Here is a 13,891-nt window from a genome sequence, read left to right on the forward strand (position 1 = left end):
CATTAATATAAAATATGTGGATTGAGTGGGAAACTGAGTTTTCCACTCAATCCATTACCACTGCTAAGATTGGATTATAGCTAAAACTTCAAATTATTTTTGAAGTCTTCCAGTAGTCTGGTATATTCTCGAAGCACAGTATCCTTTTCTATACCTATATTAATCAATGCTGTATACAGATCAATTCTATGTATTGCCATATCTGCATAAGCTTTTATATCCTTTAAGTTGCTTGTTGACCTAATGATCTTGCTGTTGTGCGGGAGCATCATGCTGATGTAACTTCTTAATTTGCCTTTTAGCCTAGATACTTTGATATCTGTTTTAGGAAGCGTGATGCCCTTGTAACATAAGTCAAAGTAAAAAAGTAGTCTACAGCCATTGTAAATGTACATAGTATGAATCAACTTATTGATATTCTTTTTTATTGGATTAATATCTTTTTCAACAGATTGAACAGCTAGATCATTTTTTTTTTGTATAGGATCCTTTTTTCTCAAGGATGCAAGCTTATTTTGAATAAACGTAAGACCTCTATTACATTTTTTTTGAGCCGGGCCTTTTTCTATAAGCGATCTAATTTCTTGTTCCATACAAGTAAGCAACTCATCACCTTTTATTTGAATAGAATCATAATATTTAGATTTTAATCTATAAAAACCTTGCAGGCATTCACCTATAGAAGTTTCACCAGCCCTTATATTGTTTTTTTTTAGATATTTTTTATTGTATTTGAACCTTAAAGCTATAAATTTCTCTATAGCTTTTTTACTTTTCTTCATAACATAGGGGCTTTGATCTATAATCTGCTCCTTAATGCTGTTAAGCACCACCTTACCCAATTCCTTTATTAACTCATTATGATTATTAGGTGGCTCAGCATCATAAGGATGCTGGTAAGTAGCTTCCCAATATTGCTTAGGTACAACATGTTTAGCCTCCAAGTTAGGGTTAACTTTATCACAGAGCTTATCGCGTAATGAATTATATGTCTCCTGATTATCGTCCCGACCCGAAGATTGGATAGTTTTATCCTGTTTAAAAATATAGTTTAAATAATTACTAGAAAACAGATGGTATAGTTGACGGACCAAATGATTATCATTACTGGCTTGTTCCTTATTAAGTCGAATCAGCTCCTTAAAATGTTTCCCTATATTTTCCGTAAAATCATTTATGAACTTAGCAATAGGTTGATTGGAGGTATCATCAGAAGAACAACCTGTGTTTTTTCCATGAGCATTACCATCCATATTGCGTTGACCCAAATTGAAACGATTGCATGATATAAAGGATAACAAACTGGTAAGGCCAGATAGACAGACAAATCGCATATTAATTTTCATGACACTTAAGTTTAATAAATCAATTTTTTAAATAAGCAAGGATAGGGGGCTACAGTCTCTACTATTGAATCACCTTTACTTAAGTATAAAAATTTTAAATATACTGGACTGAAGCAATGGGAAAAAATAGAAAATAAAATGAAGGAAAAGTTGTCCTAAGCAACCAGTCCAGTATATTCTAGCATTAACTATCAAAAACCTATGAACGTATATCTTAACCATTTAAAAATGGTAGGCTAGCAAATGGGAAAAAATAGAAAATAAAATGAAGAAAAAGGTGTCCTAAAAAACCAGTCCAGGAGTCTGTCTTTTAAAGTGTGTAAATAATTTTTAGGTTGTATATTCTTGAGCGTATATTTTACCCATTAAATTTATTTACACCGATGAAAAGAAAAGAGACACCCAAAGACGGCATAAGCAAGGCTATAGATGTACTTGTAGACTCAGGCGTAGACCTCTCGACCCTATTTGATCAAGACGGTTTACTCAAACAATTAAGTAAGCGTCTTGTAGAAAAAGCATTAGAGTCAGAAATGGATAGCCATTTAGGCTATAACAAGCATGCTCGTAGTGATTCAGAGAATGCACGTAATGGATTATCCAGCAAGCAAGTTGTCACTGATAATGGGGTTATATCGGTTGAAGTTCCAAGAGATAGATCCTCTACTTTTGAACCTGTTTTATTACCTAAACGTCAAACAAGAATTCCTGGTCTAGATGACAAGATCTTATCTCTGTATGCTAAAGGTATGAGCCTATCAGATATTCAGATTCAAATACAGGAATTATATGGTGCAGAAGTTAGTGAAAGCCTCATAAGTAACATCACAGATTCTGTTATTGAAGATGTTAAGATATGGCAAAATCGCCCATTAGAATCAGTCTATCCTATTGTTTTTTTTGATTGTTTTGTAGTTAAAGTTAGACAAGATAAACGTATCATCAACAAGGCAGTCTATGTTGCTTTAGGTATAGATAGATCTGGCATAAAGGATGTTTTAGGTCTGTGGATGAGTGAAAATGAAGGAGCTAAATTTTGGTTAGGCAATTTAACAGAACTCAAAAATCGGGGTATGAACGATATGCTCATTGCATGTACAGATAACCTGCCAGGTATGTCTGAGGCAATCGCTGCTGTATACCCTAAAACAGATCACCAACTCTGTATTGTTCATGCCATTAGGAATAGTTTACAATATGTTTCTTATAAACATAGAAAGACATTAGCTGCTGATTTAAAGCCAATTTATACGGCAGTTACGGAAGAAGAAGCCCTGATGGCATTAGAAACTTTTGCTACTAAGTGGGACAAACAATACCCACAAATAGCCAAGTCTTGGTATGCTAATTGGAATAATCTGATCGTGTTTTTACAATATCCTAGTGCCATACGTAGGGTCATTTACACAACCAATGCCGTCGAATCTGTAAATAGCCAATTTCGTAGAGTTACCAAAAATAAAAGGGTCTTTCCTAACGATATAGCTGTGTTTAAAACATTATATTTAACTATTAACTACATGACTAGAAAATGGACCAGCTCGGTTCAAAATTGGAGTGAGGCTATGGCTCATTTTTTAATTAAATTCGAAAACAGAATCTAAAAACACTAAAAAATTATTTACACACTTAACTGGACAGAGCCCAGTCCAGTATAAAGATAATTATAGCCAATCAAAAAAAGTTTAGCAAAAACCATCCTCTATTGTTAAATAAACTCTGCCTTCGACAGTTCTTTATCAGATTTATAAACACGATGGTAATGAGTTGTAGTAGTTGATATTTAATCTGACATTTATTAATTTGTGTTGATATAAATACCGACTACTATTATGAATTTACATCAAAAAATCATCAAGCCGAAAGTAGGCTTATTGGAGCTAGCAAAAACGTTGGGGAACATTTCATCGGCGTGTAAAACTATGGGTTATAGTAGAGATAGCTATTATCGCTTCAAAGCCTTGTATGAAACAGGCGGTCAAGAGGCTTTACAAGAGATAAGCCGTAGGAAGCCGATTATGGCTAATAGAGTAGATCCTAGTATAGAAAAAGCAGTAGTAGATATGGCGATAGATTATCCAGCCTATGGCCAGCTTAGAGTATCTAATGAACTAAAGCAACAAGGTATCCTGGTCTCTCCTGGCGGTGTCAGGTCTATCTGGTTACGTAATGACTTAAATAATATAAAAAAACGTCTTAAAGCCTTAGAAGCTAAAATGGCTCAAGATGGCCTTGTTTTAACGGAATCTCAGCTATCCGCATTAGAAAAACGTAAGCATGAACAAGAAGCATGTGGAGAAATAGATACAGAACACCCTGGTTATTTAGGCTGTCAAGATACTTATTACGTTGGTAACTTTAAAGGGATAGGTAAGGTTTATACGCAAGTATTTATAGATAGTTATTCTCGGGTAGCTCATGCAAAACTCTATACTGATAAGACAGCCTTGACAGCTGCTGATATGTTAAATGATAGAGTATTGCCTTGGTATCAAGAACAAAGCATACCCCTCTTGCGCATTCTAACAGATCGTGGTACTGAGTATAAAGGTAAAATAGAGCATCATGCCTTTGAGTTGTTTTTAAGCATAGAAGGCATAGAACATACTGTTACTAAAGCCTATTCACCGCAAACCAACGGGTTCTGTGAGCGGTTTAATAAAACGATGAAACAGGAATTCTTTGATACAGCTATGCGTAAGAAGATCTATACAGACCTGGATGTCTTGAAACAAGATTTAGATAGCTGGTTACATTATTATAATCATGAGCGACCACATTCTGGAAAGTACTGTTACGGTAAAACGCCTATACAAACTTGGGAAGATAGTAAAAAACTAGCCTTTGAAAAAAATAATCAAATCGCGTATCTTAAGAGCATACCTGACAAACTAAACTTAACTGACATCTATACAGTCTAATTTTTACTGCCTGTCAGATTAAATATCAACTACTACAAATGAGTATTTTTTGTATTTCACATATCTATTCTAAATTCCCGATTTGTTATATAAGTTATATTATGTTAAATAGAAAAAAGTGGCCGTTAGAGGCAGTGGTGTTAAACAATCATGTATGATCTGCCTGTTTCTTTATATTTAGTGATGTGTAGTACGGCATACTGTATGGGTTGTATCGTATATTGCTGCATATTAATCATGGGAAATTTCTTTCCCCTGTGCTTGTTGATTTGATCTTAACGCAATTGTAGCATATGAAATATGCGTAGATACACTTTACGTAGTAAAGTATAGTGTGCTATACTTTTAAAAAAGTACCGACGTTTTTAATATAAACTGTAAGGGAAAAAATAGTTGTATGCTCCGAAGTAGTGTTGCGTTGTTTTAATAAAATTCTATACAGTGGATGAGCTTATTTTTTTAGATCTTTTACTTGTATTTCATACGCCCAGTCGTCTATCATTCTGGTTTCCTCATTGAAGTTAATGCCTAGTAGTATAATGGCTTTTTGTCTAAGTAAGTAAGGCTTATAATACCCGTTTGCTTTGATTTGGTCTAAGGCTATTTTGCCGCTGGATTTGTACTTTATTTCTATAATGTAAATGGCTGTTTCTAATTCTAAAACGATATCTGATCTGCCTTGACTGGAAGCAGATTCACTATACATTTGCATTCTCCTACCTCCTAGAAATCCCAACCCTTGCAGTAGCATATGTAAATTGCTGTGGTACTGCTTTTCTTGTTTCGTATCTAAGTAATAAGGAAGGGTTGAAAATACCGTATTGATGTGATCTATAAAGGTTTCAACTTTTTTATCAGATAATGCTTGTCTGATGGTATCGCGCTCGTGTATAAAGTAATCTTTTACGCTTTTTTCCAGACTAGACTGTATACTTTTCTGAAAAGACGCTTCTATTTCTTTATTGGGAAATTTTAATCTATATAGACCACTAGGTTCATCATAATGGTCAATGGTGAGATAGCCGGTTTGAAACATTAGAGACTTTAAACTAATCTCATTTCTACTTTCTGTATACATTAAGTCTTCTCTGACGGCCTCTATTTGGAGGTTGCCCATGTTAATATCAAACCTATCAGGATCTGCTAGCATTTGGTTAATGAGTAAGCTTGGACTACCTGACTCGTACCAGTAGTTGGCTAGTTCGCCAGAGTCTAAAAATCGTAGTGTAGACCATGGATTATACACACTTAGGCCATTCTGATGGAATCTATATCCATTGTAATAAGCCGCAATACGCTGCATTACTTCTGATTCAGTTATTTTTTTATTTTCTTTTTTGCTCCATTGCTCAGCAATATCTTCTAATTTTTTTGAGAATATAGTTAGGATTTCTTGTTGCGTATAACCAAACATGGCATCAGCAGATGCATCAATGGTAATATCTTTCAAATGATTAGCGCCTGAAAACACATCAGATAAACTAAATTTGCTTACCCCAGTGATAAAAGTAAATTGAAAATGTTTGTTGAGGGATTTCAAAGTCATAAAGAAATCTTTCATGACCTTGATGTTAGCTTTCTCTAGATCTGAGCCTTTTGTTAGATGAACAATAGGTGCATCGTATTCATCTATAAGGACTACTATTCTAGGTTCATAAACAGATTGTATATTTTCCTTGTTGTCTATAGTATCTTCTAGATGTATCAGTTGTAACACTAGACTACGCAGTGCATCTTTAACAGTAACATCTTCTATTTTTACTTTATACGAAAAGGCTATTTCTTTTAATACCATTTTAATAGATGCGCTTAGCTCTTCGGGTGTGTTATTCGATACCCCTGAAAAGTCCAAATTAATCACCGGATATTTCTTCCAGTCATATCCATTTTCCGGTTTACCTATATGGTAATCTTTAAAAACTTCTTGCTCGTCATTGCATATGGTAGCCAGTGTATCGATAAATAGAGACTTTCCAAATCGCCTAGGTCTAGCTATAAAGATAGGATTTCTTTTTTCAATCAATTCTTGTGCATATCTTGTTTTATCTACATAATAGCCTGTTTCAATGACTGATTTAACATCTGAATAGCCAATAGGCAGTGCATTTATTTTACGCATGATTTTATTTTTTTAAAGATCTTTTTCTTTCCCTTTCGTTGATTTCGTATGCTATGATACTTTTCCAAGCAAGCCTGTCTTGCTCAGCTGCGATAGAGAGCTGGCTGGTTTTAGTTAAAGTAGAGGCCTTGTGTCGTAATTTAACAGCTTTTTCTTTAAGTTTTGTAGATACAATGATATTGTTTTGTAACAAGTTGTAAGCTGCTAGCCGCTCATTGACCTTAAGCCCCGCTGCATCATCATCTAATAGCTGTTGAATCTCTTTATTACTAGCTAGCAATTCATCGGCTTCTCTTTGGTAAGCGTCGGCTAGGAGTAACTGTTTGGTATGACTGTATTCCCCGACCGTACGATCATATTGAATCGACTTTTCAATGTCCTTATTGAGTTTTCGCAAATCAGTATATTTTCCATTTGCTGCTTTGATACCCACTAATTTACCCGTATTTTTCAGAAATCTATTCACTGAATGAATGGTTTGTTTTTCCCTTGCAGAACTATATTTCATGTTTTTTTTAAGCTTACTGGTATATTTGGTTTCCGGTATATACCTAGATGGGTTTAAGCTGATACCGAGTACATCTTCTGTTTGGCCTAAGATCATTTTTTTAAAGCTCATATTTTTGAGTTTTTTACCTAGGTTAATGGCATCTCTGACCGTCCTATTCGCTTTTTCTATGGCTCGTTTGGTTTCCATAGCTGTCCTGGCACTATCTCTGATTTTATCAAAAGTACTTTTTTCTGTTTGGGCAATCGTTTTTAGAAGATCTACCTGTTTGTCTTGCTTACCAAATAGTTTTTTGACCGTACTACCAAATGGTATATAATCTAACGCACTGTTAACCACATCTTTGAGGGTTTCTCCAGCCTTATCCCACTTATCTCCTGCATAAGCTACAGTAGCGGTTGATAGAAACAGTAGCCATAAATATCTTTTATAACTCATCTATTTTTTGATTGTTTTTCCTGCACAGACATATACCTCTCTACCTTTATGCAGTTTAAAGGACTTAGTTTTGGTTATGTCTTTCATAAACTGGGTGGCCATTTTACTTATCTCACTGGCTAAGCCCGAGTCGGCTTGATCGGTGATCATATCCAATACTTTATGACTGCTGTTTTCAATAATGGGGTTTACGCCTTCACAAAAGAGACCAGGTAAGAAAGACGCGCAGGTATAGATAAGTTTACCAAGCGACTACCAGATTGTTCAATAAAACCTACTAAGAGTTTTCCATTAATAGATGTGGTATAGCGTGGTAAGACGTATACAAACATTTTACTGCTATAAGCGGGTATCACTCGATCTTCTAAGCCATATATAGGAAAGACGAGTTTTCTACTTTTTTTACTGTTGTAGTGCTGGAAGTTTGTTTCAAAGAGTTCAAAGGTTAGACCTGTTTTATTTTCCAAGTATATTTTTAGGTAGGTATGCTCCTCATCATGAAATAGATTGGTAAGGATAAGGTCATAATACCTAGTATGCTTCCCTACATTAAAATAGACCTGATCCATTGATCGAATGTGTTGTATTTTTTGTACTACCTGATGGTCTAATGTAGGTTTTAAGCTAGCCTCCTCTCCTCCTTTGGTTGTAAAATCATAGACTTCTTGTGGTTTATGGGTAGATCGCAATAGACCGTTAAAGACCTTATGCCCCTTTTTAAAAGTAACCACTATAGAGGTAGGGGCTGTACATCGATGAAAATCGATGCGCAACTTGTATCTGCTCTAAAGGGCTATAATGGGTTATTTTTTCTGCTGCTTGAACTGTACAATAAAAAAAACAACAGATCATTAGGCTACGCATTATTTTGGACATAGGCATCTTTATTTTTAGGGTCAACAAAAGTAAAATCAGTAATCAGCAAGCCGTAAGGGTTTTCTTTGCTTCTGTGCGTTGTTTTTAGTTTAAAATAGACCCCTCCGGGTAGTTCTTTATGATCTAGTCCACTAAGCTTTTTGCCTTCTAACCCCAAGAACCGCAAAGTAGTCGTGTAAAAGGCTACTACTTCATAAGGGTAGTCCATTAGATTGGTCTCTATCTGTTCAACAGACAAGATGGATACACCGTTATAGGTTTTATATACCTGAAATACTTGTAGTAGTTGATATTTAATCTGACATTTATTAATTTGTGTTGATATAAATACCGACTACTATTATGAATTTACATCAAAAAATCATCAAGCCGAAAGTAGGCTTATTGGAGCTAGCAAAAACGTTGGGGAACATTTCATCGGCGTGTAAAACTATGGGTTATAGTAGAGATAGCTATTATCGCTTCAAAGCCTTGTATGAAACAGGCGGTCAAGAGGCTTTACAAGAGATAAGCCGTAGGAAGCCGATTATGGCTAATAGAGTAGATCCTAGTATAGAAAAAGCAGTAGTAGATATGGCGATAGATTATCCAGCCTATGGCCAGCTTAGAGTATCTAATGAACTAAAGCAACAAGGTATCCTGGTCTCTCCTGGCGGTGTCAGGTCTATCTGGTTACGTAATGACTTAAATAATATAAAAAAACGTCTTAAAGCCTTAGAAGCTAAAATGGCTCAAGATGGCCTTGTTTTAACGGAATCTCAGCTATCCGCATTAGAAAAACGTAAGCATGAACAAGAAGCATGTGGAGAAATAGATACAGAACACCCTGGTTATTTAGGCTGTCAAGATACTTATTACGTTGGTAACTTTAAAGGGATAGGTAAGGTTTATACGCAAGTATTTATAGATAGTTATTCTCGGGTAGCTCATGCAAAACTCTATACTGATAAGACAGCCTTGACAGCTGCTGATATGTTAAATGATAGAGTATTGCCTTGGTATCAAGAACAAAGCATACCCCTCTTGCGCATTCTAACAGATCGTGGTACTGAGTATAAAGGTAAAATAGAGCATCATGCCTTTGAGTTGTTTTTAAGCATAGAAGGCATAGAACATACTGTTACTAAAGCCTATTCACCGCAAACCAACGGGTTCTGTGAGCGGTTTAATAAAACGATGAAACAGGAATTCTTTGATACAGCTATGCGTAAGAAGATCTATACAGACCTGGATGTCTTGAAACAAGATTTAGATAGCTGGTTACATTATTATAATCATGAGCGACCACATTCTGGAAAGTACTGTTACGGTAAAACGCCTATACAAACTTGGGAAGATAGTAAAAAACTAGCCGAGGCCGTTGCAATAGACCTTTACGATTTGCCATAAAAAGTATCTTTTTATTTTTTAGAAGAAGGTAAAAAAAGGTTAAATTCTATTGATTTTTTTAGGTATTGATGCTTAAAACTTTTAATAATATTGTGTATGTCGCTCAAGCAAACTAAGCAATTAAGTTTTTCAGATATTTCCGCCAATAAGCGTAAGTGCAAACACACTTTCTTTGATCAAATCAACAAGCTAGTTAATTGGTCAGTAGTAGAAAAAGCACTCCGATTACATTATCCTAAAGGTTTACGTTTATCAGGCAAACCGGCCTATAGTCCTCTGCTTCTATTCAAAATGCTATTGCTACAGACGTGGTATGGCTTGAGCGACTATGCAGTCGAAGAAGAAGTGAATGATCGTATCACTTTTAGCAGATTTTGTGGTATTTCGATGGATAGTTCTGTTCCAGATCATAGTGTACTAAGTAGATTTAGAACTACCCTTACAGAGAAGAATGCTTTAGAAAAGTTATTGCATATCATTAATAATCAGCTATCTGATCATGGTGTATTGGTTCAAAACGGTTCAGCAGCTGTAGATGCTTCTATTACCCCTACCCCTAGACGCCCTAAAGGTAAAAAAAGCTACGATCTGCATGAAGATGGAACCATAACCACAGCTGAAAGTTATCAAAAAGGAGTAGATCCAGAAGCAAGTTGGATAAAAAAAGGCCATCATCTCTACTATGGCTATAAGCGGCATGTTCTTGTGGAAAGCAAAGAGGGGTTGGTGCTAGCCGTAGGTACCACAAAAGCATCTAGTCATGATAGTGGGCATTTACAGGTATTATTGGATAAAGTAAGGCTAAAATCAGGCAGCAGACTCTATGCAGATAAAGGCTATAGCGGGTCGCCCAACGAAAATTTACTAAAGAAAAAGAAGTTAAAATCAGCTATTCAGAAAAAAGGGGCTAGAAACAATCCTTTATCACCCACTGCTAAACGGTTTAATAAATTAGTATCTAAAACGCGCTATAAAGTAGAACGGGTATTTGGAAGTATTAAAAGTTGGTTCCGTAGCTCAGGAGCCAGATATATAGGCCTTGCTAAAACCCATACGCAACATGTTATGGAGGCAATAGCCTATAACTTATATAGGTCCCCAAACATCATATTAAGAGGTATCTAGGGGAATGGTGTGTCCAAAATAGATTGAAAATGACTAAAAAATCAGTAAATAAATAGTTTTATACCACTATAACATCAAATATGGCAAGGAAATAACCCTGGAAGATTAATCAAAATTATACCTTCAACCTATCACAACGGCCTCTAGCCTTTGAAAAAAATAATCAAATCGCGTATCTTAAGAGCATACCTGACAAACTAAACTTAACTGACATCTATACAGTCTAATTTTTACTGCCTGTCAGATTAAATATCAACTACTACACATAATATCTTCCAAAGGGTAGCCCTTGAGAAGCATAGCCTTAGCTATCTCTAGCTTCCCTTTCTCTTCCCCTATACGGATACCCTCTTGTCTTCCTATTTTTTCACCCTCTAGCTTGCCCTCTAGCTTTCCTGCTAGTCGCGCTTTCTTTTCAGCTTTCTCTATTGTATTGGCTTCTATTCTTAGCCATTTCAAGTGATCTTCATAAGCCATTCTTTCTTCATCGGTAAAGTTCATCGTCTCTAAAACATGCAATGCCTTTTTTAGGCTGTCGTTATCCAAGGGTTGAGGTAAGTTATCTTTGTTGAGGAGATCGTTGCGGGTAAGAAAAGCAGTCCAAATGTCTAGTGCGTTTTTTATCTTTGTCAATATAGAAATGCAACCATTTAAGTGCCTTATTCATAATAGTTGTTGTTATTTATAGCCAAGACAATTTAACAATTGTCAGATTAAATATCAACTACTACACTAAATAGCTTAACAGATCCCCTCACAAACCTGTAGTGCCTGGTTTGCTGCCTGCACCAATTCTTCTACGATTTTAGCATTCAAATATTTTTTCCCAAGTTCAACATCTATCGTAAGGGTTTCTTGGGCCATATATTTCACCTCTTCCAGGTAGATATAATCTTTGGCATGACGTAAATCATAAAGCCTTTCAGCAAATTTAATGCAAAGTATAAAAAGCTGTTCTCGGTTGATGATGCGTTTAAGGCGATTACCAACATAAAGCCCACATGGCTCCATCTCTTCACGTTTATTCACTGCGACAATGCTTTCTACAAAAGAATAAACATCCACGCTATAATTGGCTTTCACATAAGCAAGCGGTAAACCTGCATAACGCACCAAACCATACAACACACTGAAATAAACTGGCCTTGGTTGGTAAGGTACCCATTCTGCTACCAGCTGGGCAATACCTAACGCACGGATATAAAACAATTGTCCTGATGCATGCCGCCTAAAACCATAACAACGCCTGATCAGCAAGAAAAGCTCATCCAATACAATCGTGCGCATATCAGCCGTTGTACAAAGATTGTGATAGGCCTGCGTTAATGTTACCATAGACTCCTTAAACTCCCTATAGGCAATAGCAGGATCTGAGGGTAGTATCCTGGAAATCATTTCATCCCGTACAGCCGCTACATTACAAGGCACCACAATAAGCATAGGCCTCTTATGAGAGGTTGGGAATTGTACATAACCATAGTGGATACGGACAATTCGTTCTATATTTCGTTTTTCTACATTTGTCCACTCTGATGCTTGCTGCGACATATTGTGCCAATTCAACGCACTACCTACTGTAACATCTTGATAAACAGACTTAACCGTAGGTAATAACGATTCAGACATAGCAGCATGGCTAATCAGCAGTGCTATAGCAGGAAAACAGACATCTGTAGTAGTGCTTCCTTTAGCAGAGGCCCGTGCACTATACCTTAGAGAGGTAATATGTAATCGAATACGTACAAAGCCATCTTTTGAACCATCTAGGCTGGCCATACTTAAAATAATAGGAGTCAGCAAGGCAATCATCTGATTCACATCACATATAATCTTCTCGGGAAACTGATCGCCCTTAGGCTCTATAAACAACTTGGGAACAGAACGCCCCTTATTTTCCAAGTCTAATGCAGCTTCTACCTTTCGAATCAGCTCATCAAGGTGCACTTCAGTTGGTATTAAAATAATATGGTTCCTAGACCTAGCCCGTTGCTTTAGAAAAATGTCCCAAATCACAAAATTTTTAGTAATAAGATCTAAATCTTCCTTATAAAGCGGTCTAGTATCTACATAGGAGATAAATTTTGTAACCTCTTTCATGATTTGATCTATAAAAGCATGTGCTTCCTGCGGATTATTGCGAATCGTTCCCAGATCCGAGTATAGTCCAGCCCCTGCTTGCCTTTGCTCCTGCTCTTTTGTTTGTTGTTCTTGTATTTTATTGCTTAAATAATGGCCATAATATTTATAACCAGCTAGTTTACGCTTGTTATAAACAATAATAAAAAAAATCATTAGGCCTAATCCCAGCAGAGAGATTAACAAGCCAGCTGATGCCAACAGTTCTGCTGTATCGATGTTATAGATTGCGTAAGAAATTGCTAATAATGTCAAGGCTACCAACTTTATGCTTATGTATAAGGGTAATACGGATAAGGTTACAGATAAATGGGCTACAGATAAAGCCAATGTAAAAGCAGATGGAAGATGCACTACACCTGACCAATTCCAAAGTAGATGGATAGGCAGACAAAAAACCACACTTATCAACCAACGTCGACCAATCTTCCAAGATGGAGTTGCCTTCTTAGAATCTATTGCATAACCTATGAGCGAAATAGCCGTAATAAATTGCAGTAAGTACCAATAGACAAAACCTTCGCTTGCATAATCTAATATAGTAGTGGATATAACGTAACACCCTACAAATCCCATAATAGCATCGCTTGACTTAAGCTTAGCCAATCTTTCTTTTGTAGAGGAAGACTTTAGCAGCAACAATATTAATATTATTGCAAAAGGTAGCATACTAAACGACATTATAACACTTTAAGTTAAAACATAATCAGTAACTAAAAAATGATCAGAAGAACAAACAGAAGCTTAAATGGTCAATAAGCCACTCCAAGTTACAACACCAAGCCCCAAGTATAGGATATTATATGCTCCAACTCAACTTTTTTGAATAAAATCCCATCTACTCCAATATAATAAAATAAAAGTTGAGCCATAAAAAACAGGAGGTTACTTACTTTTTTCCAATTAAATTATTAGATTTGTAATTACATACAGTTAATTACTGTCCGGTAGTGTAATGGCAACACGTCTGGTTTTGGTCCAGAAGACTCTAGGTTCGACCCCTAGCCGGACAACTTTTAAGCAACCCCTTAAA

10 protein-coding genes, 1 tRNA gene and 1 pseudogene are annotated in these 13,891 nt (G+C 36.0%); 5 read left to right on the forward strand and 7 right to left on the reverse strand.

The window, feature by feature from the left end:
• Positions 1-80: 80 nt before the first annotated feature.
• Entirely contained in the window at positions 81-1,346 is a 1,266-nt protein-coding gene (locus AAHM81_RS00260) for a hypothetical protein (RefSeq protein ID WP_342265379.1), read from the reverse strand.
• A 383-nt stretch (positions 1,347-1,729) separates the two neighbouring features.
• Between AAHM81_RS00260 and AAHM81_RS00265 the strand changes: the two genes are divergently transcribed.
• Together AAHM81_RS00265 and AAHM81_RS00270 are read left to right on the forward strand one after the other, a co-directional pair.
• Positions 1,730-2,950 carry an IS256 family transposase gene (locus AAHM81_RS00265; RefSeq protein ID WP_342265380.1) on the forward strand — a complete coding sequence of 407 codons (1,221 nt, stop codon included), beginning with the start codon at positions 1,730-1,732 and terminating at the stop codon, positions 2,948-2,950.
• Between the two features lie 228 nt (positions 2,951-3,178).
• Positions 3,179-4,267 (forward strand): IS481 family transposase, encoded by a 1,089-nt coding sequence (locus AAHM81_RS00270; protein WP_342265051.1) that lies wholly within the window; start codon positions 3,179-3,181, stop codon positions 4,265-4,267.
• Positions 4,268-4,718: 451 nt separating this feature from the next.
• Here AAHM81_RS00270 and AAHM81_RS00275 read toward each other — a convergent pair whose 3' ends face one another.
• The 4 genes from AAHM81_RS00275 to AAHM81_RS00290 form a co-directional block, all read right to left on the reverse strand.
• Positions 4,719-6,386, reverse strand: a complete 1,668-nt coding sequence (locus AAHM81_RS00275; protein WP_342265381.1) for an AAA family ATPase — start codon at positions 6,384-6,386, stop codon at positions 4,719-4,721.
• A gap of 4 nt (positions 6,387-6,390) precedes the next feature.
• Complete coding sequence (locus AAHM81_RS00280; protein ID WP_342265382.1) at positions 6,391-7,332, reverse strand: hypothetical protein; 942 nt, start codon at positions 7,330-7,332, stop codon at positions 6,391-6,393.
• A gap of 188 nt (positions 7,333-7,520) precedes the next feature.
• Positions 7,521-8,105, reverse strand: coding sequence for a hypothetical protein (locus AAHM81_RS00285; protein ID WP_342265383.1), 585 nt, complete (start codon positions 8,103-8,105; stop codon positions 7,521-7,523).
• An 83-nt stretch (positions 8,106-8,188) separates the two neighbouring features.
• Positions 8,189-8,446: a hypothetical protein gene (locus tag AAHM81_RS00290; protein WP_342265384.1), complete on the reverse strand. Its 258-nt coding sequence runs from the start codon at positions 8,444-8,446 to the stop codon at positions 8,189-8,191.
• Between the two features lie 104 nt (positions 8,447-8,550).
• Between AAHM81_RS00290 and AAHM81_RS00295 the strand changes: the two genes are divergently transcribed.
• Positions 8,551-9,597, forward strand: a complete 1,047-nt coding sequence (locus AAHM81_RS00295; RefSeq protein ID WP_342265385.1) for an IS481 family transposase — start codon at positions 8,551-8,553, stop codon at positions 9,595-9,597.
• A gap of 96 nt (positions 9,598-9,693) precedes the next feature.
• A complete protein-coding gene (locus AAHM81_RS00300) occupies positions 9,694-10,722 on the forward strand; it encodes an IS5 family transposase (protein WP_342264943.1) in 1,029 nt (342 codons plus the stop codon).
• Between the two features lie 252 nt (positions 10,723-10,974).
• Here AAHM81_RS00300 and AAHM81_RS00305 read toward each other — a convergent pair.
• Positions 10,975-11,361 (reverse strand): annotated as a pseudogene (locus tag AAHM81_RS00305) (PD-(D/E)XK nuclease family transposase); the annotation flags it as partial.
• 102 nt (positions 11,362-11,463) lie between these two features.
• The gene (locus tag AAHM81_RS00310; protein ID WP_342265387.1) at positions 11,464-13,527 is read right to left on the reverse strand and encodes a hypothetical protein; all 2,064 of its coding nucleotides are present in this window, start codon (positions 13,525-13,527) and stop codon (positions 11,464-11,466) included.
• Positions 13,528-13,799: 272 nt separating this feature from the next.
• Here AAHM81_RS00310 and AAHM81_RS00315 point away from each other — a divergent pair.
• Positions 13,800-13,871 (forward strand) — tRNA-Gln (locus AAHM81_RS00315).
• The last annotated feature ends 20 nt before the right edge of the window (positions 13,872-13,891 follow it).

This window comes from Cardinium endosymbiont of Philonthus spinipes (assembly GCF_964030745.1).
GTDB lineage: Bacteria > Bacteroidota > Bacteroidia > Cytophagales > Amoebophilaceae > Cardinium.